General features: G+C 42.2%; 24 protein-coding genes. 4 read left to right on the top strand and 20 right to left on the bottom strand.

What is annotated here, in order from left to right:
* Nucleotides 1-13: 13 nt before the first annotated feature.
* The 3 genes from BRLA_RS02180 to BRLA_RS02170 form a co-directional block, all read right to left on the bottom strand.
* A complete protein-coding gene (locus BRLA_RS02180; RefSeq protein WP_003333520.1) occupies nt 14-1,015 on the bottom strand; it encodes a molybdopterin-binding protein in 1,002 nt (333 codons plus the stop codon).
* Nucleotides 1,009-1,524: a MogA/MoaB family molybdenum cofactor biosynthesis protein gene (locus BRLA_RS02175; RefSeq protein ID WP_003333521.1), complete on the bottom strand. Its 516-nt coding sequence runs from the start codon at nt 1,522-1,524 to the stop codon at nt 1,009-1,011. The genes BRLA_RS02180 and BRLA_RS02175 overlap by 7 nt, the downstream gene beginning before the upstream one ends.
* Nucleotides 1,525-1,608: 84 nt before the next feature.
* A complete protein-coding gene (locus BRLA_RS02170) occupies nt 1,609-2,178 on the bottom strand; it encodes a 5-formyltetrahydrofolate cyclo-ligase (protein ID WP_003333522.1) in 570 nt (189 codons plus the stop codon).
* 110 nt (nt 2,179-2,288) lie between these two features.
* On the opposite strand from BRLA_RS02170, the gene BRLA_RS02165 reads away from it, so the two are divergent.
* Complete coding sequence (locus BRLA_RS02165) at nt 2,289-4,223, top strand: ABC-F family ATP-binding cassette domain-containing protein (protein ID WP_003333523.1); 1,935 nt, start codon at nt 2,289-2,291, stop codon at nt 4,221-4,223.
* Here the strand turns inward: BRLA_RS02165 and BRLA_RS02160 are convergent.
* The 6 genes from BRLA_RS02160 to BRLA_RS02130 form a co-directional block, all read right to left on the bottom strand.
* Nucleotides 4,220-6,580: a hypothetical protein gene (locus BRLA_RS02160; RefSeq protein ID WP_003333524.1), complete on the bottom strand. Its 2,361-nt coding sequence runs from the start codon at nt 6,578-6,580 to the stop codon at nt 4,220-4,222. The genes BRLA_RS02165 and BRLA_RS02160 overlap by 4 nt on opposite strands.
* A gap of 330 nt (nt 6,581-6,910) precedes the next feature.
* Nucleotides 6,911-7,969 carry a tRNA (adenosine(37)-N6)-threonylcarbamoyltransferase complex transferase subunit TsaD gene (gene tsaD, locus BRLA_RS02150; RefSeq protein WP_041752462.1) on the bottom strand — a complete coding sequence of 353 codons (1,059 nt, stop codon included), beginning with the start codon at nt 7,967-7,969 and terminating at the stop codon, nt 6,911-6,913.
* Nucleotides 7,970-7,985: 16 nt separating this feature from the next.
* Nucleotides 7,986-8,456, bottom strand: coding sequence for a ribosomal protein S18-alanine N-acetyltransferase (gene rimI, locus BRLA_RS02145; RefSeq protein ID WP_003333526.1), 471 nt, complete (start codon nt 8,454-8,456; stop codon nt 7,986-7,988).
* Nucleotides 8,457-8,465: 9 nt separating this feature from the next.
* On the bottom strand, nt 8,466-9,179 hold the full coding sequence (gene tsaB / locus BRLA_RS02140) for a tRNA (adenosine(37)-N6)-threonylcarbamoyltransferase complex dimerization subunit type 1 TsaB (protein WP_003333527.1): 714 nt from the start codon (nt 9,177-9,179) through the stop codon (nt 8,466-8,468).
* Nucleotides 9,160-9,630: a tRNA (adenosine(37)-N6)-threonylcarbamoyltransferase complex ATPase subunit type 1 TsaE gene (gene tsaE, locus BRLA_RS02135; RefSeq protein ID WP_003333528.1), complete on the bottom strand. Its 471-nt coding sequence runs from the start codon at nt 9,628-9,630 to the stop codon at nt 9,160-9,162. The genes tsaB and tsaE overlap by 20 nt, the downstream gene beginning before the upstream one ends.
* A gap of 65 nt (nt 9,631-9,695) precedes the next feature.
* A complete protein-coding gene (locus BRLA_RS02130; RefSeq protein ID WP_003333530.1) occupies nt 9,696-10,160 on the bottom strand; it encodes a SprT family protein in 465 nt (154 codons plus the stop codon).
* 118 nt (nt 10,161-10,278) lie between these two features.
* Between BRLA_RS02130 and BRLA_RS02125 the strand changes: the two genes are divergently transcribed.
* Both BRLA_RS02125 and cmpA read left to right on the top strand, forming a co-directional pair.
* Nucleotides 10,279-10,614, top strand: a complete 336-nt coding sequence (locus BRLA_RS02125) for a hypothetical protein (protein ID WP_031411755.1) — start codon at nt 10,279-10,281, stop codon at nt 10,612-10,614.
* A 111-nt stretch (nt 10,615-10,725) separates the two neighbouring features.
* Entirely contained in the window at nt 10,726-10,851 is a 126-nt protein-coding gene (gene cmpA, locus BRLA_RS23540; protein ID WP_003333532.1) for a cortex morphogenetic protein CmpA, read from the top strand.
* A 71-nt stretch (nt 10,852-10,922) separates the two neighbouring features.
* Here the strand turns inward: cmpA and BRLA_RS02120 are convergent, their stop codons facing one another.
* The 9 genes from BRLA_RS02120 to pstB all read right to left on the bottom strand — a co-directional run bounded on the left by BRLA_RS02120 (nt 10,923) and on the right by pstB (nt 19,150).
* Nucleotides 10,923-13,082: a Tex family protein gene (locus BRLA_RS02120; RefSeq protein ID WP_003333533.1), complete on the bottom strand. Its 2,160-nt coding sequence runs from the start codon at nt 13,080-13,082 to the stop codon at nt 10,923-10,925.
* A 229-nt stretch (nt 13,083-13,311) separates the two neighbouring features.
* Nucleotides 13,312-13,662, bottom strand: coding sequence for a type II toxin-antitoxin system PemK/MazF family toxin (locus BRLA_RS02115; protein ID WP_003333534.1), 351 nt, complete (start codon nt 13,660-13,662; stop codon nt 13,312-13,314).
* A gap of 3 nt (nt 13,663-13,665) precedes the next feature.
* Nucleotides 13,666-13,965: a CopG family ribbon-helix-helix protein gene (locus tag BRLA_RS02110; RefSeq protein WP_003333535.1), complete on the bottom strand. Its 300-nt coding sequence runs from the start codon at nt 13,963-13,965 to the stop codon at nt 13,666-13,668.
* Nucleotides 13,966-14,109: 144 nt separating this feature from the next.
* Nucleotides 14,110-15,315, bottom strand: a complete 1,206-nt coding sequence (gene alr / locus BRLA_RS02105) for an alanine racemase (RefSeq protein ID WP_003333536.1) — start codon at nt 15,313-15,315, stop codon at nt 14,110-14,112.
* A 3-nt stretch (nt 15,316-15,318) separates the two neighbouring features.
* On the bottom strand, nt 15,319-15,762 hold the full coding sequence (locus BRLA_RS02100) for a hypothetical protein (protein WP_003333537.1): 444 nt from the start codon (nt 15,760-15,762) through the stop codon (nt 15,319-15,321).
* A 227-nt stretch (nt 15,763-15,989) separates the two neighbouring features.
* The gene (locus BRLA_RS02095; RefSeq protein WP_003333538.1) at nt 15,990-17,021 is read right to left on the bottom strand and encodes a DUF4367 domain-containing protein; all 1,032 of its coding nucleotides are present in this window, start codon (nt 17,019-17,021) and stop codon (nt 15,990-15,992) included.
* A gap of 321 nt (nt 17,022-17,342) precedes the next feature.
* Nucleotides 17,343-17,669, bottom strand: a complete 327-nt coding sequence (locus BRLA_RS02090; RefSeq protein ID WP_003333540.1) for a gamma-type small acid-soluble spore protein — start codon at nt 17,667-17,669, stop codon at nt 17,343-17,345.
* Between the two features lie 210 nt (nt 17,670-17,879).
* The gene (locus BRLA_RS02085) at nt 17,880-18,212 is read right to left on the bottom strand and encodes an ArsR/SmtB family transcription factor (protein WP_003333541.1); all 333 of its coding nucleotides are present in this window, start codon (nt 18,210-18,212) and stop codon (nt 17,880-17,882) included.
* A 185-nt stretch (nt 18,213-18,397) separates the two neighbouring features.
* Nucleotides 18,398-19,150, bottom strand: a complete 753-nt coding sequence (gene pstB, locus BRLA_RS02080; protein ID WP_003333542.1) for a phosphate ABC transporter ATP-binding protein PstB — start codon at nt 19,148-19,150, stop codon at nt 18,398-18,400.
* 194 nt (nt 19,151-19,344) lie between these two features.
* Between pstB and BRLA_RS02075 the strand changes: the two genes are divergently transcribed.
* Nucleotides 19,345-19,539 carry a DUF378 domain-containing protein gene (locus tag BRLA_RS02075; protein WP_003333543.1) on the top strand — a complete coding sequence of 65 codons (195 nt, stop codon included), beginning with the start codon at nt 19,345-19,347 and terminating at the stop codon, nt 19,537-19,539.
* Between the two features lie 107 nt (nt 19,540-19,646).
* Here BRLA_RS02075 and BRLA_RS02070 read toward each other — a convergent pair whose 3' ends face one another.
* On the bottom strand, nt 19,647-20,168 hold the full coding sequence (locus BRLA_RS02070) for a GerMN domain-containing protein (RefSeq protein ID WP_003333544.1): 522 nt from the start codon (nt 20,166-20,168) through the stop codon (nt 19,647-19,649).
* Nucleotides 20,169-20,190: 22 nt separating this feature from the next.
* The gene (locus BRLA_RS02065) at nt 20,191-21,864 is read right to left on the bottom strand and encodes an N-acetylmuramoyl-L-alanine amidase family protein (RefSeq protein ID WP_003333545.1); all 1,674 of its coding nucleotides are present in this window, start codon (nt 21,862-21,864) and stop codon (nt 20,191-20,193) included.
* Nucleotides 21,865-22,043 lie beyond the last annotated feature (179 nt).

Below are 22,043 nucleotides of genomic sequence, written 5' to 3'. Positions count from 1 at the left end.
ACTCATTTGATTATTAACACTTCCGTAAACCACCATAACCAAGTCGTGTCATATCACTTTCTTGGATGCGCTCTCCGTATAGGATTCTAGGCAAAAAAACATCAAACGACGTAACAGGCTCATGCATCACCGCGCCAGGTAACCCTAGAATAGGAATATCTCCTTTATAGGCGATCATTAGCATAGAACCAGGCAACATTGGCGTACCATACCGTATAACATCAGAGCCTACACCAGCAATTGCCCCGGGTGTTTTATCATCTGGATCAACAGACATACCGCCTGTTACACAGATGAGATCAACTCCTTGTGACAGGAAATACTCTATCTCATGTTGTATCATCTCTTTATCATCTGGGGCAAAACGTTGCTCAACTACCTGAGAGCCTAGCGCTTCTACCTTAGCTCTAATAGCAGGACCAAACTTATCTTGGATTCGTCCCTGATAAACCTCACTTCCTGTCGTAACCACTCCTACCCTACGAGCAGGAATGGGCAGCACATCCACGATTGGCTCTTCAAACTGCTTAGCCAAACGTTCTAAAACGAGAATGTTTTCTTCTTTCATAATCAAAGGGATAATGCGAGTAGCAGCCACAGACTGTCCCTCTGTTACCACTTGATTCGTTAGGATAGTGGAAAGGGCTATACCTTCTAATTCATTTAAAGTATGAACGGCCTGCTCATTGATTTTACAAAGTCCGTTCGTTTTTGCCTTCATTGAAACCTTACCTTCGTAAGGCTCTGTGAAAAGAAGATTTGTACCTGCAACAGCTTGGGCAATTCTTTGACCTGCTTCTTCTTCATGGATAAAGCCCGGAGGCATATCCATAATATAAATATGCTCTTTTCCTATAGAAAGCAGTGGTTCTATGTCTTCTGCTTTAATAACATGCCCTTTTTTAAACAGCCTACCCTTGAATTCCCCGGGTAAAATCTGCGTCATATCATGAGGCAAAATCATGCCCACCGCTTCGCGGACAGGCACGACTTTAAAGTTCGGCTTCTCTACCATCCAATTCCACCCCAGTCTTCACCGGCTTCTTCTGAGCCCTGCAAAATATGCACAGCGTCCGGCAGCATGTCTGCAATAGCTATAAAGCAGACCTCGACTCCTTTGGGGTTTCCTGGTAAATTAAAAATCAAACTGTTGCCCCTCGTCCCTGCAACAGCACGTGTTAACATAGCGCGGCGAGATTGCTTTAAACCTGCACGACGCATCTCCTCCGCTAAGCCAGGTACTGGACGATCAATTACCCATGACGTTACTTCTGGTGTAACATCCCGCGGACTCAATCCTGTTCCACCTGTGGTAATGAGAATATCGCATTTTTCTCGATCCACCAATTCGATCATATGCTCCTTCAGTTCTTCCATATCATCCGGTAAACAACGATAAATAATGTTTTCCGTATGCAAGTGCTGTTTGACTAACCCGCGCACCAACTGAATTCGATCATCCTCTCTTTCCCCACCAGCGATTGAATCACTAGCCGTAATGATACCTATTTTCCATCCTGACATGTTAAACCCTCCTCCAATACCATCACAATTATACAATACCATCTTTTTGGGAATGGTGTAATGTATGTCCAAATTGTTTCAAATTCAGATAATTCCCTCTTCGGTGACAATTTGATCCAAATGGATATCAAAAGGCTCCATCGGTACCTTTTCAATCACCTGCATAGCATAGCAAAATCCAATTCGTCTAGGTTCATGCGGCAGGCTTTGGAAAAATCGGTCATAATAACCGGCTCCATAGCCTAAGCGCCCTTTTTGCCGATCAAAGGCTACTCCTGGAACGATCACTACTTCAATCTCTGACAGCTTCAGCTCTGTTGAACGTGTGGGATCTGGCTCCCAGATACCGTAAGCCCCCTCCTTCAAGCTACTTCTGCTCTCATATGTATAAGGTATTATTTTTTTTTGCTCTCGATTTGTCAGGGGAAGAGCAACCTTTATGTCACGCTCTCTTGCATCTTCTATAAAAGACCACGTATTGATTTCACTTCCAAACGAACTAAAACACATAATCGTTTGAGCTTCTTTTATAGCTTTGATACTCCATAAATGCTGTGTAGCCTTATCGGATTTTTGCTCGCGATCCTCTTCACTCAACAAATCCCGCGCGCTAATCATCACCTGTCTCAAGCGCTTCTTCTCTAGCATGTGCATACTTTTCCCCCTTTATTTGCCCACCTATTGATCGGCTCCCCTTGTTCCCGACCTCTGCTTTAGGTACACTGTTAGGATAGATATCTGAATATCATCTCGGGGTGAAAGCTATGATTTTATTACAAGCAGAGCACATATCGAAGTCATATGGTGTTGAAACCATTTTACAGGATATATCTTTACAAGTACAAACGTTAGAACGGATCGGTTTGGTTGGAGTAAATGGAGCCGGGAAATCTACGCTGATGAAAATTATAGCTGGCGAACTTAGCTATGATAGCGGAGTGCTTCGTAAACCAAAGGATGTAACAATCGGGTACCTAGCCCAAAACAGCGGTCTGGAATCCAATAACTCCATCTGGGCAGAGATGCTTCTTGTTTTTGAGCATCTTCAATCAGAGGAAAAAGAGCTACGCAAGATGGAAGCTATGATGGGCGATCCTGCAGTCTTTGAGGACGAAAAAAAATATCAGCAGATTATGGAGACCTATTCACATCGCGTGGAAGCCTTTAAAGAAAAAGGCGGTTATAGCTATGAAGCTAGTATTCGCGGTGTACTTCACGGTCTTCGTTTTTCAGACATGGATTATGAAACACCTATTTATACGTTAAGTGGTGGTCAAAAAACACGTCTGGCATTAGCGAAGTTACTTCTTCAGTCACCTGATTTATTGCTGTTAGATGAGCCTACGAACTATTTGGATATCGAAACTCTATCCTGGCTAGAGGTCTATTTGCAAAATTACAAGGGTGCTATCCTAGTCGTTTCCCATGACCGTTACTTTTTAGATAAGCTAGTAAATATCGTCTATGAAATCGAACGTCATCAGGCGCAACGCTATGTAGGCAACTACAGCCGCTATTTGGATCAAAAGGCTATGCGTTTAGAGCAGGAGCTGCGCCGTTTTGAAAAGCAAGAGGAAGAAGTCGCTAAATTAGAGGATTTTATTCAGCGCAATATCGCTAGAGCATCTACTACCAAACGAGCGCAAAGCAGACGAAAAACACTTGAAAAAATGGATCGAATGGATAAACCGATTGCGGGTAACAAATCTGCCCATTTCTCCTTTGAAATTGCCAAAATGAGCGGAAATAACGTGCTTAAGGTTCGAAATCTTGCCATTGGCTACGAGGAGGTCACGCTTTCCTCTCAGTTGACCTTTGATTTAGAACGCGAAGAGCGCGTTGCACTAGTAGGACCAAACGGGATTGGAAAATCTACTTTACTTAAAACGATTGTGGGTCAGCTTACAGCTAAACAAGGACATACAGAGCTAGGAAGTAATGTAACCATTGGCTACTATGATCAGGAACAACGCGAGTTAAATATGAGCAAAACCATTTTGGCAGAGCTATGGGATGATTATCCTCAGATGCAGGAGAAAGAGGTCCGCACCATTCTTGGAAACTTCTTGTTTAGTGGCGATGACGTGTTAAAGAGAATTGGCGACTTGTCCGGCGGCGAGCGCGCACGTGTCTCTTTGGCTAAATTAATGCTAAAGGAAGCCAATTTCTTGATTTTTGACGAGCCGACCAACCATTTGGATATCATCAGTAAAGAGGTATTAGAGAATGCCCTATATGACTATCCCGGCACGATTTTATTTGTATCCCATGACAGATATTTTCTAAACAAAATGGCTACTCGCGTTCTAGAGATGTCTCCAACTGGAGTAACAAGCTACCTTGGAAATTACGACTACTATCTGGATAAAAAACAAGAGCTTGTAGAACAAGCTCAGGAAAAGGTGGAACAGACAAATCCAAAAGCCTCAGCAGCCAGACCAAGCACTCCAGAAAAAAGCACCTATGAGCTTGATAAAGAAGCGAAGCGTAAAGAGCGGCAACGCCAACGACGTTTAGAAGAAATTGAAAAAAGCATTCAGGATAACGAGGAAAAAATCGCTACCTGGGAAGAAGAATTATGCCATCCTGATGTTTATTCTGATCATGTTGAAGCCCAGAAACGTAATGATCTGATTAGCCAGGCTCGAACAGCTATTGATCATTTGTATACAGAATGGGAAGAGCTGTCAATGGACTAATACTTTCTAGCTATCTTATCTTCCTGTAGAGTTAAGAGTAGTGCAGGACTTACAAAAAAAATGATCGACGTGGCCGCTGACACAATACCTGAATCATTTAAAAAAAGGCCAGCCAACGATCCTGCCATGATCCCGCTAAAACCCATAACCAAGGCGGGATAGCTGGCATACAATCTACGCATATACTGCTGCGGATAAAAGCTGATGACACTGACAATAAACAGGGATAGAAAAAATACCTTACTCCATAAAGAAACACGGATTAGGCGAAGGTTCATTTCCAGCTTCCGCTGAATAATCTGCCCCACTTCTATCCAGTTACCCGTTATAATGTCATGAGCAACTTTACCTACATGAGTCATTGGTTGCATCGAAAACAGATGAATAATAAGTAAACTCGCCATACCAACTAATAAGCTTCCTCCTATCAAGAGGAGGCTTATTTTGCGTAGACGGATTTGATAAAATCTAAGCAATGTAACCACATACGCGAGTCCAGTTGCTAAAAATCCCCCTGCATTCGTACCATACTGAGGAGAAGCCAGATACCATAGAATGATCCCCATACATACGATAAGCAAAATCAGTCCCCCTAGAGATAGGTTCGTCTGTTCATTTTTTATTTGCTTTCTTTCCCGTTCTTGTTCCCATTGATAAAATGCAGCAAAAAAAAGCAGGCTGGCTCCAATTAATACCCCCTCATATTCGTTACCCATTCCATAAAAACGCGCCCCAATGACCGGGTCATACCCGAGGAAAGAACGCTTCATTAAATGAGCGCCCGTAAATCCATCTACTAATAAGCCGATCGTCGTACATACCCCTATCAGAAAAAAACCAGTTGATAGCGAGAGACGACATAACCAGTAAGCCATCCCCCCAGCTACTATACCCAACAGCGAAAGTGTAGCAAGAATAGGTAAAGAGATATCCACAAGAGGCTCAAGCAAAAGCAAAAACGGGACTAATAGCAATGCGGTCAGCAATAGCCTTACAAATTTACGAACACGCACTGAAACCGCCCTAGATTGATACTGATAGCGATACCATAATAAAAGCCCCAACAATAAGCCAGCCAACTGAAGGATGACGAAGCTATAAATAATACTTGGTCTGTTCGCATATATACGATGAATGCGGTCTATTTTTTGAAAAAAGGAAGAAATTCTCCAATCCGACTGATTGTCTTTCACCTGACTTACTTCAGTCGTGGAAATGAATGGGATTGGTTGATTCGTTGCAGGATGAATCACATGCCCAATTACATGTTCGGGTAAAGGCAGATGAATCCAATGGTAAACGGTTGGTAATAGATCCAATCCGCTCACTAGTCCTGGCTGACGTGTGGTTATGGACGTTAACTCGCCTGTTTTTACTCCTGAATATGTCCACATGAGAAAGGGCGTCAATATGCTCTTTTCTTTGATAGCAATGGGATTAGCATCTGCAGAGAGCAGCAGAAACATTTGTCCAGGTTGTAGTTTAGCTATAATCTGACCTGCTATCTTTGCTAAATCACCAATAATTTGCTGGTACATCTGTTTAAAATGCGAGGGTGACATTTCAGGCATTTGTCTGTATAATCTTGCCAAATCCCCATACTGCCAAATGATTAAGCTTGAGCTTTTATCCCCTGCGATCTGTTGTAACACAACATCCTTCTTTGTACGCAGACCATAAGGATAACGCAAGTCCTTTTCCAGTAGCATATCGGGCGAGACCATTCCCTTTCTGATCTCTCCAGTTGAAGTAACCCCCAATAACGAGGCATGTCGTTGCTTCTTTTCTCCGTAATCAGCATTTCCGTAAAAAGCTACCGTACCATCCACACGTTCAATGCCATCTCCCATTAATCCAATTCTGGCTGTATACGGCTTGTTTTCATTATCTCTTTGCAAACGGAAAATACCGGGATAGAAGAGCGCACTTTTTTTGTTAATCGTATGCGGATTCGTCAATCGACTCATTCGTTGTTCTGCTGTTTCGTTATTGCTTGTGGATTCATTATGCTGGTACAACGTTTCGCTGGCTTCTGTATATTGAGCCTGTCCTCCGCTCCCCATCAATAAATATCCATTCGCGGCCGTTCTTGGTCCCGCAGTTCGCATCGTTAATGCTGCATAGCCCGCCTTATGCATATGACCAGCAAAAGGCTGACGGTACCGTAGCTCTTGAAGATCATTGAAAGAAAACATATCCACAGCAAGTATAATTACCTGTCGATTCTTTATAGAAATAAATGGTGTGGTTAGTAGCGGAGATGTTGTATGTGAAGAGGTGGCAAATGACGCTTTTGGAAAGCTGATCTCAAGAATGACAACCAATATAAGCATCCACCGAAGCAACTTTATTTTCATAAAGGTATTCCCCCTGTTAATAACAAGAAGCTGAATGATTATGCCGAATCATGTTATATGCATTTTTTCAACAAATTTATCCACAGTAAAAACAGCCTTTTCAACAGAAAAAAAACCATAAATAAGAGACTTATAGACTGAACATCATTGTTATCCACATTATCCACAAAGATACTAACAGATTTATTACGTTTGTTAAGAAATGATTGTGGATATTGTTCATAAGTTGATTTCAAACCCATCGACAATCCTTAGTAGCTTTCCCATCTCTCCTAGACCAATTCCTTTTATGGGGATAATGAGAACAAAAAAACCCTTTTTAGCTTTATACTAAAAAGGGTTGGTCAATTCTAATCCAGGAACACCATTTAAATCAAGATCAGCAAATTTTCCCTGTTGGTATAAGACAAATCCAGCCGCCGCGATCATAGCAGCATTATCTGTGCAAAGAATAAGTGGCGGGATAGTTAGAGCCAGTCCTTCCTTTGCGCACCGCTCACGTAATGCTGAACGTAGTCCTTTATTTGCTGCTACACCACCAGCTAATAAGATTTGTTTAGCCTGATACTCTCTTGCAGCTCGAATCGTCTTTTCTACTAAAACCTCAACTACTGAAGTCTGGAAGCTTGCTGCCAGATTGGCCGCAGGAATTTCTTCTCCTCGTTGTTTTGCATTGTGAAGCGTGTTTAATACAGCCGATTTCAAGCCGCTGAAGCTAAAATCATACGAATCCTTCTCTAGCCAAGCTCGTGGCAGGCTAATACTTGCTTCCCCTTCATGAGCTAGCCGATCAATATGCGGTCCGCCTGGATAAGGCAATTCCAATGAACGGGCAACCTTGTCATAAGCCTCTCCGGCCGCATCATCACGGGTTTCCCCTAAAATCTCAAAATGCCCATGCTCTTTCATATAGATTAACTCTGTATGTCCGCCAGAAACAACTAAACTGATCAGCGGGAATTGCATTTCCTCCACCAAGCGGTTCGCATAAATATGCCCCGCAATATGATGAACCCCTATAAGAGGAATTCCTTTTGCAAAGGAAATAGCCTTCGCAGCTGCTACTCCGACTAGAAGCGCCCCAACTAATCCCGGGCCATAGGTCACTGCGATAGCAGAGATATCGTCCCAGCTTTTATTAGCAAGCTCTAGTGCCTCTTCTATCGTCACCGTAATATTTTCTACGTGTCTGCGAGAAGCAACTTCAGGTACGACCCCCCCGAAGCGTTTGTGTATATCAGCTTGAGAAGCAATCACGTTGGATAAAATGGTGGTGCCATTCTCAATAACGGCTGCCGATGTCTCATCACAGCTCGTTTCAATGCCTAAAATACAGACTGGTCGATTCGATTGTAATTGTTGTTCATAACGTTGTTGTACCCGCTTCATATAGCGAGATTGTCGATTACTCTTCACGTAAATTCACCCACATAATAATGGCATCTTCGTTATTATCGGAATAATATCGTTTTCGTCTTCCGTGTTCTTCAAAACCTAATTTTGTGTATAAGTTCCGAGCTACTTCATTAGAAGGGCGCACTTCCAAGGTCATTCTTTCGCCGCCCAGCACCATCGCAAGGGCCATCATCTGTTTCATGAGCCGTAATCCTACCCTTTGACCACGTACATCGGGATGAATACAAATATTGGTGATATGAGCCTCGTCAATAATCAGCCACATTCCACAATACCCTACAACCTGTCCGTCTAGTATGGCTACTATATATTTTGCATTCGGATTAATGGTTAATTCATTAATAAAGGCTTCTAATGGCCAGGGAGTCGGAAAACAAATACGCTCTAGCTCAGCAATTCTTTCCACATCATCTAATGTCATGTAACGAAATTCTATCTGCTTTGATAGTGTCTCACTCATGTAATATCCCTACTTTTCCTGTTTCGCTATCCATTTGGCTTCCGCTTCTGCCAATTGTAGATACTCAGGTACTAAGTCATGCGCAGGAATGCCCTTTCCTTCCTTCAACTGTTGAAGCCCCGTCCATGCCAAGTGTGCTGCTCTTGGATGATTGAAGGTAGGGGTTGCAAACATCGCCTTTTCTCCCAGCACATCGCTAATGACGTCACGATGTTTGTCCAAATCTTCTCCTAAAAATAGCAAGGGCTCACCAGATGTTTCTTGTTGGAGCAGATCCAACCAATCTGTAAGCAATATAATTCGTTCAGGAAGCAAAGCGTCTAGCGTCTGACAATCCTTGCTTCGATACAGGCCTGTGTATACTTGACCTCGCCTTGCATCAAAGAGCGGGACAATTCCTCCTGTAAAAGAAAGAGCATTCATTCCTACCGCTTCTAGACTTGAGATACCAATCACAGGAATCCCAAGAGACCAAGCCATGCTTTTCGCCGTAGCTACCCCAATCCGAACTCCTGTGTAAGAACCAGGTCCCTTTGCTACAGCAATTCCTGTCAATTCTGCCGGGTCAATATTTAGTTCATCTAGCAGCGTGGATATCCCGTCCATTACTGTGACGGAATGATTTTTATTTAAATTACTTGTCCATTCTCCCCGCACTCGTGAATCATCGACCACAGCGACGCTAAGCACGAGATTGGAGGTATCAATTGCCAGCACGCACATGTTGATCAATCTCCTTACCTACCTGTTCACTTCGTTTTCCTACTACCTCAAGTCGGCATAGGCGAACATTCTCTCCTTGTTGAAGCAAATGAATCGTCATTCGATCCTCCGGTACATGATTCGGGATTAAAGAAGCCCATTCTACAACACAAACACCTTCACCATAAAAATACTCATCAAGCCCTAAATCATCCACCTGATCAGCGACCCGGTATACATCCATATGATAAAGCGGCAAACGTCCAGCATACTCTTTAATAATCGTAAAGGTTGGACTATTGACCACACGTTTCACCCCGAGTCCCCGTGCCAATCCTTGTGTAAACGTGGTTTTACCAGCCCCCAAATCCCCTTCCAACGCCAAGAAATCCCCTGGCATCAAAAGCTGAGCTAGTTTTTCTGCGAATTCCTGGGTCGCTTGCTGACTAGTAAATTCAAATTCATACGTCATTGCCTTGCCATTCCTCCATTCTTTTTATTATAGCCCTGTCGAAAATGGCATGTAAAGGCGGGTTCCTACCCCTGTGACAAGGGCTCGATACGTAATTTACCTCGACACCTGCCACACACATAGCGAGCTAGGTTAATCTTTCTCTTTCTTTTATACGAAAATCCACAGTCCGTGCAGATTAGTTGATAGCGATATGGCAGCACGATTTTTTGTCTGCTAAGTCTGGAGCAGTATCTTGCTCCACCTACCTGCTGTAATAATTGAATAAAATCCGGATCACGATGTCGATAGCCCTTTCCTTCCAGATGAAGGTGATAATGGCATAGTTCATGCTTAATGATACCAATCAGTTCTTCCTTACCATGTTCTTGAAGATGAAGGGGATTAAACTCAAGATCATGCGAACGCAATAAATATCTACCACCAGTCGTGCGCAAACGTGAGTTAAAACGAGCATGATGACGAAACGGCTTGGCAAAATCACCTACCGATATCTCTTCCACTAGTTTTTGCAATTCCTTATCGTTCACACACGTCTCCCCCTAGTCTTTCCGACTGTACTTACTATAACAAAATCTCTTGAATTCTGCTTGAAGGATACGCTACACTTGTGCATGAACGCAAGTCAATTTACAGATGGAGGCTTTCATGCGCTACCTACTTTTGCAAAAAAAGAGCGAGCTTTTTTTTGTACAAATGCCGTCATCACATATGTATCAGCTTTTAGCCCTGCTTAAACGGCTACAAAAAGAACATAACAAATTAACCGTAGTCACTAGACCCGAATTACCGTATATGCTATGCGAATGTAGTGATCTTGAACTTCTTTCACAAGAACTAAAGATTGTAGATGGTCTTTCCTATCTGAATGAATTAGAGTCCAGCTTTTCCTGTTTGAATGAAACAGAGTACCCACTCCGTTCCTTATTAACCGAAATTCGCGCTCTGCAAGCACAATTAGAAGGGTTAGCAGAAGACGAATAGAAGGTTATCTTGTACCCAGACATTAGAATTAGGTAATGACCTATACAGACAGGTACCTCCACCTTTCTTCCTGCATACAATGCCAGTAAGAAAGCGCAGGAGGTATTTTTTATGCCACAATGGATGCGTAAACAGCTACAACGCGCCTTCTTTGGGAAGGATGTAAGACAAATTCGATTGCTAAACAGCTGTTGGTTTCTATATTTAGAAAAGCAAAGTAGCCGCCCTGAGGAATAGGACGGCTTTTTGTCCGCTTAGAGACATTAACTAGTTGAAAAACCTGCTCTTTTACAAAATAATGATTGGCACTATTCTTCGGGAGAAATCATGGTCATACCAACCCGCTGACGTTTCTCGTCAATATCCATTACCCAGACATCAACGATATCTCCAACTGCTACAACATCAAGAGGATGTTTTACGAATCCCTTTTTCAACTGAGAAATATGGATCAGCCCATCATTTTTTAGCCCGATATCAACAAATGCCCCAAAATCAACCACATTGCGAATCGTACCCTGCATCTTCATTCCCTTGCTCAGGTCTGTTATTTTCAAAACATCTTTACTTAACAACGGCTTAGGCAGCTCATCTCGCGGATCACGTCCTGGGCGTAAAAGGCTATCTACAATATCTTTTAGGGTTGGTTCACCAATCTCAAGCTCTGCTGCCATTTGTGGCAAAGAAATATTCATGACCTGCTTCTTACAAGCCTCACTGCCAATTTCCTCAGGCTGGATTTGTAAATGTGTTAACAGCCTGTACGTAACCTCATATGACTCTGGATGAATAGGAGTACGATCAAGAGAGTTCTCTCCGTCCATAACACGCAAGAAGCCGATGCATTGCTCATAGGTTTTAGCACCCAACCGAGGTACCTTTTTTAATTGGGATCGGTTTGAAAATTTCCCATTCTCTTCACGAAGTTTCACAATATTTGATGCTACTTGCTTGTTTACTCCGGATACATATTGAAGCAAAGAAGCAGAAGCTGTATTCACATCCACTCCGACGTGATTAACTGCTGATGATACCACGAATTCAAGACTTTCCGCTAAACGAGTTTGCGATACATCATGCTGATACTGTCCAACACCCACTGATTTTGGGTCGATTTTTACCAATTCAGCCAGCGGATCTTGTAAACGGCGAGCGATAGAAATAGCACTTCTTTCTGCTACATCCAATTCAGGAAACTCTTCCTTCGCTAACGCTGACGCCGAATACACAGAAGCTCCTGCTTCATTCACAATGATATAGGAGACATCACGCTTTGCTTCTTTTAATACATCAGCGATAAACTGCTCAGTCTCCCTAGAAGCTGTACCGTTCCCGATTGCAACTACATCTACCTGATATTCATCAATAATTTTTTTCACGGTTTCACTAGCTTCTTTGACTTTGCTTACTGGTGGCGTTGGATAAATCACATTTATGTAAAGCTTTTTACCCGTATCATCCACCACGGCAAGCTTACAGCCAGTACGAAACGCAGGGTCAACACCCAATACCACTTTTCCTTTAAACGGAGGCTGAAGCAGCAAGTTGCGTAAATTCTCAGCAAAGATATGAATCGCTCTCTCTTCAGCTACCTCTGTCAATTCATTCCTTACCTCACGTTCAATAGAAGGAGCAATTAAACGCTTGTAGCTATCCTCAATTGTTTGCTTGATTGCATCCTCAACGACCGTCTTCTGGGTTAGTATTTTTCTTTGAAGAAATGCAATGATATCCTCCCCAGGCGTTTCTAAAGAAACCTTAAGAATCCCTTCCTTTTCACCACGATTGATGGCCAGAACACGATGAGGAACTACTTTTTTGACCGGCTCGGAGTAACTATAATACATTTCGTAAACATTTTTTCCGTCTTCTTCTTTTTCCTTTTGCTCCGTGAGCAGGATAGCTTTCATGAACGTTTTTTCACGAATCCATTTCCGATATTCTGCATCATCGGAGATTTGTTCAGCAATAATATCCATTGCCCCCTGCAAGGCATCTTCTGCTGTTTCAACACCTTTTTCGGTGTCTATATAACGACTAGCTTCTGAGGAAGGATCACCTGTCTGCGGTAAGGACAGTATATAAGCGGCAAGAGGCTCTAATCCTTTTTCTTTGGCAATCGTAGCACGTGTACGGCGTTTTTGCTTATAAGGACGATAAAGATCCTCCACCTCCTGAAGCTTGGTGGCCTTTTGAATTGCGATTGATAATTCTTCTGTTAGCTTTCCTTGCTCCTCAATTAAACGAAGAACCTCTTCTTTTCTGACAATTAAATTTCGTAAGTAACGTACACGTTCTTCAATAGTCCGTATTTGTGTCTCGTCTAATTGACCAGTCATTTCTTTCCGATAGCGAGAAATAAATGGAACGGTATTTCCTTCATCAAGCAAGGTTATTGTTTGTACGACCTGCTGAACACCTACACCTAGTTCTCGTGCAAGGGTGGCAGCCATTTGTTTAACATCCATGTACCTATCCTCCCAAGGTTTACAGAAGTTCTCAATCTTTTTACATCTAACTAGTATGATAGCCCCCTGAGGTTTCGTTTACAAGTTTACCTAGGCTGAGGGACAGGGTTTCCTCTCGGTTTTGTAAGGACCTACGTTGTAATAAAGAGACTTCCAGCTCTGAAATCTACTCTTGATGAAAAAAGGACCCTTCGCCTTTAATCGCGAAAGATCCTTTTTTCATCCGTTATTAAAAATCTATTAATCCGAGGCTGATCTGAAGTGATTCATTCACTCTTTCCATCATCTCATCGTCTAGATGAGTGATTTTATCAGTCAACCTTTGCTTATCAATGGTTCTTATTTGTTCCAATAAGATGACAGAGTCACGATCAAACCCATATGTTTTTGCATCGATTTCCACATGCGTAGGCAGCTTTGCCTTTTGAATCTGAGCAGTGATCGCAGCGACGATAACCGTCGGACTAAATCGATTTCCAATATCGTTTTGTATAACTAATACCGGTCTAACTCCACCTTGCTCGGAGCCAACCACAGGGGAAAGGTCCGCGAAAAATACATCGCCACGTTTAACATTCACATACTACACCCCGCTAACTAAGCGGTCTAAGGTAAGATCGGCTTCCTCTTCTGCTTCAAAAGCCTCCGATGCCATATTGAGATTGATTTTAGCCATTTCCAAATAGCCACGTTGCATTGTTTCTCGTATAAAGCGTTTTTTTCGTTCCTTGAGGTAGAGACTCATCGCTTGACGAATCAATTCACTTCGGTTTGATCTCTCTTTCTGCACGACGCCGTCTACCTCTTGCAATAAATGTTGCGGCAAACTGATCATGATACGTTTTGTATTGCTTTTAGACAAGACAAATCCACCTCCAGCCATGACCGTACCCTCTGTTCTCGAACGCTTTCCGTTCTCTTCTGATCTTATCAGTACCATTATGTCGAACCATATGCAAAAATATACCTTTTTGATGCTTTTCACCGATGCATGATGCCCACCTTAAAAGGTATTCGATCTTTTCCGCTAAATTCCTGCCATTTTTCGATATTCTTCCAAGAATTTATTGGCAATTCCATGACAGATACCGACAATTTTCCCATTTCGTAAGTAAACGCGAGGAATGCGATAATTGAGCATACATGTTACTTCATAATTGATTGTTCCCAAACACTCGGCTATCTCGTCGAGCGTAATTTCTTCATTCCCTTGTTTTCCGTACAAAACCACTTCGTCCCCCACCTGGGCATCTCCTGAGTGAATATGAAGAATGGTTTGGTCCATACACACTCTGCCTACAATAGGCACTCGTTTGCCATGACATAAGGCGACACCTCGATTAGACAATAAACGGGGAAAGCCATCACCATATCCGATTGGCACAGTGGCTATCTGTTCTTGATCGGTGGTTGTATAGGTGGCTCCATAGCTGATTGTGGAATGCGGGGGCATATTTTTCACATGGGAAATTCGGGTTTTTAAGCTGAGAGCTGGTTTTAGATCAAGTACATGCTGTTGTTTTATGAAGTCGGAAGGATACAATCCGTATAAGCCTATGCCCAATCGAATCAAATCATAACTCCATTCTGGAAAAACAATAGCTGCAGCCGTATTATTGCAATGAATGAGAGGAAGCTTATAGCCTGCTTGCTCAACAGCTTTCAGACGTTCCTGAAATAAGGTGTGCTGTCCTTTTACATGTGTAGTGTCTTCCTCATCTGCGCAAGCAAAGTGCGTGAATATTCCAACCCAACGCATGGAATCATTTGTAGTTATCGTATGGATAAGCTCCAGTAATTCTTTTTCATCACTTACCCCGATGCGTCCCATACCTGTATCAACTTTGACATGAATCTCCAACTTTTTAGAACTGCCTATCAAAAGACGGGCAGCATCTTGCAGCCACTGAAGATGATAAACGGTCAATTGAATATTCTCTTCTACAGCGGTTTGCATAGCATCTACGGGGGTATAACCTAAAACAAGGATCGGTGCTGTAATACCTGCTCGTCGCAGCACAAGCGCCTCGTCTAAAGCAGCTACCGCCAGTCTGGTAGCTCCATGCGCAAGTGCTTCTCTGGCCGTATATTCTGAACCATGACCATATCCATCCGCTTTAACTACTGCCATTATTTCTGAGTGGGCAGGGATATGTTGGCGCAGGGCAGAGACATTAGCCGCAATCGCATCCAGATCAACTTCTATCCATGTATCGCGGGCATATGGCTTCATGAATTATCGCCTCTTATTCTTTCTGTTAATAACATGTAGTCTCTCGTTTAAATGAGCTAGAAATTTATGAGATATCATGAGGGGCATACGTTTTCCGTTAATACGATACATATGTCTCCCTTCAATAATCGGCTCTACTTGCGTCAGTGGATACGCTGTTTCCTGTCCACGAATATTGATAATGAGATGAGATTTCGTCACAGTGTAAGCTGGTCGAAGTCTCCACTTATAAAAGAACGGAGCCAAGCCCACCAGTGCTACAGCACTTGCTATGGCGATTACTTTAAATACTGTGCTATCCCGATCACCAAAAAAATTCGACAGCAAAATCATGATTATCACAAAAAGTACCGTTTCCATAATTCGCATTTTAGCGTCCTTACGTAAGAATAAATCTGAATAGGTCGCTTTTTCATGATAAAGTACCTCACCATATTCATGTTTCATCTGAGTTGAATCACCCCTTATAAATAACTCGTTACGTATCTTACCGTTTTTTTGGGGAGCCTGTCAATGAAGCAACATGAACTGTCAGAAAAATTTGTCTATATTTGCCGATTAGATACTGCTTGAGTGGGCAAGTAATATCTCTAGTTCGTACATATACTCTTCTTTCCTCATGATACATAGAAAAAGAGACGAAGACACCCTTCGCCTCTTGTAGCTGCGATGCTTTATTTACCGCCTACACCATAAGTAGATTGTGCTACTTTTAGCATTTCATCTTCAGGCAAATCCCCAGAGAGTGTGAATTCGACACCATCCAGCTCCCATTTAAGAATGCGTTTTTCTTCAGCAGTCTGATACAGAACACCAATGGTAAAACCAAGATCTACAGGCATTCCTTGTTCATAAGAAACGGTAGCAGCCGTTGGGCGGCTTTCCATCAAGGAGTAGTTGTACTCTCCTTTATATTGTAACAATACGCTCTTCTCGTTATTATGAGTCACTGGTTCAATGTTGTTTAGTTTAATTCCTGCCGGTACATAAGTTGGCTGTATAACCCCAAATTGGCTCGTAGGCTTCTTCACACCTGTTTCAGTTTGACCCATAGTAGGAACAGAAGGGAGGGCACTAGTCATGTTCTTATCTTTATCGAACGCGTCCTTTGGAAATTCAGGGTTAAAGTTGAACTCAGTGAAATTAATTTCTACCAGCTTATTCATATTATTGTCCATAATCTCGGCTCTCGTTGGTCTCAAATCATTGCTCATCCAGATTTTTTGCTTACTAAAGGAACGATTGCCACTGTAGTTCGCTTTTACTTCAAAGACATACTCCTTATCATCCATTTTCAATTTACGATCAGCATCATTTACAATACTGTTAACCAACGTTTCATATAAGTAGAGAGGTCCATTGTTTTCTGGCCATCCACTTTGAAAACGGAAGCTTTTTTTCAGATGTGGAGTTAAGACAAAAACACCTTCATCATTACGTAAAATAATTTGTGTAATGTTGCGCTGTTTAGATGTGAGAGCTACACGATAATTATTTTGTTTAGAATACCAGACCTCCACATCATATTCTTGTGGTGTGGTACCGGTTTGCAGAGTTAACACTGCATTGGTCTTGTAACCGGTAATTTTGTCCATCTTCCCTCCTAATTCATTCACTACATCCTCTGGTGTCTTTGTCCCGAAGCATCCCGTCACGAGCAACGAGAGCACCAATAGCATGACTAAACCTAAAGCTCTACGTTTCATTACCTCAACTCCCCTTGTCTAGTTTCGACAATGAAGGGCTTGACTGTCTATTTCCTAGGAAATTTGTCAGATAGCTCTCCAGCCAGCTCCAGTCAACATATTCTACAAGCCGACTGAATCTTGCACATTCCGCAAATATTCCTGCGCTAACAGAACTTTAGTAAAGTCTGTAGAGCTAACAGTTTCCCCTCCTGCTCTATGCGTTATATATCTATGAGCCTTTTCGTCCCAATATGCAGACAAGTTAGAGTTTGTCTTGGATAGCCTGCAAAAATCTAAAAAGACCCTCACCCCAGGGGTGAAGGTCTTTCGCGAAACCTATTATTTAGTAGCGTTGTTTTGTTGAGCAGCGCGGGCAGCAGAAACTCGGTTCTGCTTTTGCACTTGAGCTACGTTCGTTTCGCTTGCGAACTCAGTCGCTGTATTTTGTTGTGCAGCAGCACGAGCAGCAGATGCTTGATTTGGAACTGCGTTTGTTTCGCTTGCGAACTCAGTTGCTGTATTTTGTTGTGCAGCAGCACGAGCAGCAGATGCTTGATTTTGTCTTTGTACTTGAGCAGCATTTGTTTCACTTGCAAACTCAGTTGCTGTATTTCGTTGTGCAGCAGCACGAGCAGCATTGTTCAAATCTTGTTGTTTGTTTCTCATGGATATCTCACCTCCCTTGATGACACATATAATTTGTGCGTAATCAAGAGAGCGTATCCACACCTTATTTTAACAGGTATATCTCAAAATAAACTTTTAAACGATCATTTAAATCGAATATTTTACCCGGAATATCTTCGTCATTTCCGTATGAATATACAAAAAAGGAGCCTTTACTAGCACTCCTTTTCGTATGATGGTCTTCTCTATCTAACTGCTTAAGGTAACACGCTGTTGCTTTTCAACAAGTGGCTTAACATCAGGCAAATGCTCAAGAATGATCTTCATAACTGGAGCAGCCTCGTTGTTTAGGGAGTAAAATACCCAGGCCCCACGGCGTTCTTCCTTTACCAATCCTTGTCCTTTGAGTTTCGCTAAATGTTGGGAAACGGATGGCTGAGAAGCTTGTAAAATTTCTACCAAATCACGTACACATAGAGATTGAACTTGTAACAAAGCCATAATGGTTAATCTCGTCTTGTCACCGAGTAGTTTGAATAAGTCAGCAAGCACCATCATTTGAATCATATCTGTGGTCTCCATATTCTTCCCACCTTTGTATAAACTTTCTTCACCAAGTATACTATATGGATAGTGAAAATTGGAATCCAAGGTTTTGATTTCTCTGAGTAATAACACGATTTTTACAGTTACACTTGAATTGGAGAAAAAAAAGAACGGCTTTAGCCGCTCTTCAAAATAAAGGGGGGTATAGCTGTATCTCATAATCAGCCAAAACGGCCGGAGATATAGTCCTTCAGGCGTTGATCTTTAGGATTCTCAAACACCTCAGTGGTTTGGTTCATTTCAATGCATTCACCTTGTAAAAAGAATGCTGTTTTATCAGAAATACGAGCAGCTTGTTGCATGTTATGCGTTACCATCACCAACGTATAGCTTTCCTTTAATTGTATCAACAGCTCCTCTATTTTAGCTGTAGCAATAGGGTCGAGGGCAGATGTCGGTTCATCCAACAAGATGATCTCTGGTTCTACGGCTAGAGCCCGTGCAATACATAAACGTTGCTGCTGTCCACCTGATAAACCATGGGCGGGTTTATGCAAACTATCCTTTACCTCTTCCCACAAGGCTGCCTGCCGCAAGCTAGCCTCAACCAATTCCTCTAGTTGCTTCTTATCTCGAATCCCATGTAATTTCGGACCATATACAATGTTTTCATAAATGCTTTTTGGAAAAGGAGTAGGCTTTTGAAACACCATTCCGACTTGCTTACGTAATTGCTCCACATCCCAATTGGCATCATATATATTTTTACCTGCAATCTGAATGCTTCCGGTGATTTTCACATGCAAAATCATATCATTCATGCGGTTAATTGTCCGTAAAAAGGTTGATTTCCCACAGCCGGAAGGACCGATTAAAGCGGTAATTGATTTTGGTTCAATTTCCATTTCAATATGCTTTAAAGCATGTGTTAATCCGTAATAGACATGCAGGTCTTGCACCTTAATCATGCTCAAGAACTTCGCTCCTCTCCTTGCTTGTATTCACAGATTACACGACAGACATGAAGCCTGTATGAGATTTATGTAAATTTTTTTTTAAGGTGTACAAGTAAGAGCGGGCTTTCCTTTTGGGTCAAAGCCAGCATGAATAATCTAAATTTGAAAAGGAAATCATGAAACTACTTATAAAGAAAGGAGTGAGTAGGCGCATGGATAAATTAGTATTGCTTCTTGTTATTATCGGTGCTATCAACTGGGGGCTAGTTGGCTTATTCCAACTTGATGTGGTTGCCACCTTGTTTGGGGGTATGAACTCTACTTTAAGTCGTATTATTTACACGATTATTGGTATTTCCGGAATTTATGCTATCAAGTTTTTTGGGAGCGACCGTCAACGTACCTAGAAATTAGCTATGTGTACAAGCCGACTCATATAAAACGAAAAACGGTGCGTCATGCTAGACACACCGTTTTTTTGTTTCTACCTCATATTCTATTCAGGCTCGTTCTGTTAGGGTGTAGAACGAGTTAATGGTTCATCAATGCTAACATGCCCCATGAGGGATTCTGTCTTTTTCCCATCTACGAAAACAACGATTTTCATAACCTCTGGGAACTGAAACATGGTTTGTTTCAATGCATCAATAGCAAAGGCTTCACCACTAGAGCCCATATTATATTGGTTTGTCCCCTTAGCATCAATGGTTAACGTACCGTTTTCAAACGTAATGGAGTGGTAACCAAAATCTTTCCACAGCGCATTATGTTCTGGCTTGGATGGTTTCCCCAGCAATTCCATTGCCTTTGCATACTTGTCCTTGTCAGATGCAGGCGCTGTAATCTGCTGCTTCTCTTCTATTAGTTTGGTTAGATCATTGTCTGCATAGTAAAGGGTAAGAGTTAGCTGTTGTGTTTCCTTCACAGGTTGTTCTGTCTTGGCATCTTTAGATGGTTCCACTGGCGTAGAATTGTTATTGCATGCAGCCACTAGTAAGGCTAGAAGGGCACACATGATAAGAGCTATTCGTTTCATCTCACACCTTCCTTTCGTTTCCTTAGTAGGTTTGGTAATACTCAAAGATCGCATCTGCTAATGATTTTGCTACTTTATCTTGAAACTGTGGGGACATTAATTGAGTATTTTCGATTTGATTCGTGAGAAATCCTGTTTCTGTTAATACAGCAGGCATTTTTGTGTTCTTTACAACATAAAAGTTGTTTTGTTTCACTTTCCGATCAGGGAATTGAGTGGCCGCCAACAGGTGCTTATGAACCACACGCGCTAAATCCAAGCTATTCTGATTGTAATAATAGGTTTCGGTTCCGCGCGTTTCCGGATTAAAGGAGTTGGCATGTACGGAGATAAATACATCAGCATCTATCTCATTGGCTATATCTGTACGCTCCTTTAGCGTCAAATACGTATCGGTGCTGCGGGTTGCGATGACTTGAAATTCTTTATGCTGTTTTAGGTATTCAACTAAACGATTAGCTACAGATAAAGTAAAATCCTTTTCATAGTTGCCGACCGTTCCTTTGGCTCCTACATCATGACCACCATGCCCCGCATCTACAACAATGAGATACCCCGTTTTTTGCGGTTTAGCTTGTAATTGCAGCTTTACACCATCATTTGTCGACACTAGCTGATATTTACTTGAGCGATTCAATTCCACTACAACTCTGACCGTTTTAGGATTGTCCTGATATTGGCTGTATCGAATCGATCGAATAAGCGGCTGAGTTTGTTGGCTGACTGCGCTAATGGATGCGTCATTGGAATCTCCATCACTTAGCTCCAATTTTTCTGGACTATCCATATTAGAGGAGGAATAATCGGAGGAACTGCTCTCTTTCCTTTGATCAATCACTATCTCTTTGTTTTCCTCGTCACGCATTTTATTGGATAGTTCCATTTCCGGGAAATCCATGACAATCCGATAGGGATTTTGTAAGACTGACACAGTTGGCGATACCTTATATCTGGTTTGAATCTGAACACTTTCATCCTGTGGCTCAATATCTGTCAATCTGTTCATGCGAGTAATAACCACTTCATTGCGCTTTTCGTCCCATTCAGCTACATCTGTTCCGATACTGTCTGTTATATCTTGTAAGGATATAACGGTCGTCGAATCAATTACTTTCTTCAAGCTGGCCTTGGCAGTCAGCTCGTCTTGGGAAACTCCCAATCTGTCTGCAATCGTCTTCACTGGTAATAAAACCTTATCCTCCCAATGATATACTTTCTCAGTAGCCGGTAAAGATTGTCCATTAATTTGCGTCTGAACAGGTTGGTTGACAATTACGGTCCGGCTGTCATTATCCCATCCTACCGTCGCTCCTAATGCTTCCCCCACAAACCGCAGAGGTAGTAGCATCCGATTATTAATGAGCTCAGGCGTGGCCTCTAAGGTCTGTGCTTTCCCGTTTATGTAGGCTTTCTTGCTGCTTAACTGCAAAATTACCTCTCGGTTATCTTTCGTAATCTTAGCCTTTCGCTCCTGTTGGTTCCAATCAATTTTTGCTCCCAAGCCCTCTGCAATAACGCGAACAGGGACAAGGGTGCGTCCGTTGGAGATGAGCGGAGGAACTTCCGCATTAACGCTCCTACCCTCGATCCGTAATTGTATATTGCCCTGTGTCGACTGTCCTGCGGCATCTATTGCTTGAGGCGCCATCCAAATAAAACTACTCAAGGCAACCAAGCCTAAAACAAACTTTTTCAAAATTTCTCCTCCCCTATCTTGCTGTTCATTACTTTAGACGTTACTTGATGAGAAAAGTTTTTAGGCTTTTGGTACTAAAAATCCTTACACTAGCTTCAAGTGACGATAATTTATAATAGCAAAACAATTGAGCTAGTGGTTCATTATTAGCCGTATAACAGTAAAAAAACTGCCCCCAG

It is taken from the genome of Brevibacillus laterosporus LMG 15441, from assembly GCF_000219535.2.
Classification (GTDB): domain Bacteria; phylum Bacillota; class Bacilli; order Brevibacillales; family Brevibacillaceae; genus Brevibacillus_B; species Brevibacillus_B halotolerans.
Note: the sequence above shows the minus strand (reverse complement) of the source record. Positions and strands in the feature narration are given on the sequence as shown.

Bases quoted from the DNA above. Each gene is read 5' to 3' on its own strand.
- rimI (WP_003333526.1), bottom strand. From the start codon at position 8,456: ATGAGTGAGACACTATCAAAGCAGATAGAATTTCGTTACATGACATTA.
- BRLA_RS02180 (WP_003333520.1), bottom strand. From the start codon at position 1,015: ATGGTAGAGAAGCCGAACTTTAAAGTCGTGCCTGTCCGCGAAGCGGTG.
- BRLA_RS02110 (WP_003333535.1), bottom strand. From the start codon at position 13,965: ATGGCTGGAGGTGGATTTGTCTTGTCTAAAAGCAATACAAAACGTATC.
- BRLA_RS02100 (WP_003333537.1), bottom strand. From the start codon at position 15,762: ATGAAACATGAATATGGTGAGGTACTTTATCATGAAAAAGCGACCTAT.
- BRLA_RS02175 (WP_003333521.1), bottom strand. From the start codon at position 1,524: ATGTCAGGATGGAAAATAGGTATCATTACGGCTAGTGATTCAATCGCT.
- BRLA_RS02120 (WP_003333533.1), bottom strand. From the start codon at position 13,082: ATGGATGTTAAACAAATGGCTGCCACCCTTGCACGAGAACTAGGTGTA.
- tsaD (WP_041752462.1), bottom strand. From the start codon at position 7,969: ATGAAGCGGGTACAACAACGTTATGAACAACAATTACAATCGAATCGA.
- BRLA_RS02090 (WP_003333540.1), bottom strand. From the start codon at position 17,669: ATGAGAAACAAACAACAAGATTTGAACAATGCTGCTCGTGCTGCTGCA.
- BRLA_RS02085 (WP_003333541.1), bottom strand. From the start codon at position 18,212: ATGGAGACCACAGATATGATTCAAATGATGGTGCTTGCTGACTTATTC.
- BRLA_RS02125 (WP_031411755.1), top strand. From the start codon at position 10,279: ATGCGCTACCTACTTTTGCAAAAAAAGAGCGAGCTTTTTTTTGTACAA.
- tsaB (WP_003333527.1), bottom strand. From the start codon at position 9,179: ATGTGCGTGCTGGCAATTGATACCTCCAATCTCGTGCTTAGCGTCGCT.
- tsaE (WP_003333528.1), bottom strand. From the start codon at position 9,630: ATGACGTATGAATTTGAATTTACTAGTCAGCAAGCGACCCAGGAATTC.
- BRLA_RS02165 (WP_003333523.1), top strand. From the start codon at position 2,289: ATGATTTTATTACAAGCAGAGCACATATCGAAGTCATATGGTGTTGAA.
- BRLA_RS02075 (WP_003333543.1), top strand. From the start codon at position 19,345: ATGGATAAATTAGTATTGCTTCTTGTTATTATCGGTGCTATCAACTGG.
- BRLA_RS02095 (WP_003333538.1), bottom strand. From the start codon at position 17,021: ATGAAACGTAGAGCTTTAGGTTTAGTCATGCTATTGGTGCTCTCGTTG.
- BRLA_RS02070 (WP_003333544.1), bottom strand. From the start codon at position 20,168: ATGAAACGAATAGCTCTTATCATGTGTGCCCTTCTAGCCTTACTAGTG.
- cmpA (WP_003333532.1), top strand. From the start codon at position 10,726: ATGCCACAATGGATGCGTAAACAGCTACAACGCGCCTTCTTTGGGAAG.
- alr (WP_003333536.1), bottom strand. From the start codon at position 15,315: ATGAAGCCATATGCCCGCGATACATGGATAGAAGTTGATCTGGATGCG.
- BRLA_RS02170 (WP_003333522.1), bottom strand. From the start codon at position 2,178: ATGCACATGCTAGAGAAGAAGCGCTTGAGACAGGTGATGATTAGCGCG.
- BRLA_RS02160 (WP_003333524.1), bottom strand. From the start codon at position 6,580: ATGAAAATAAAGTTGCTTCGGTGGATGCTTATATTGGTTGTCATTCTT.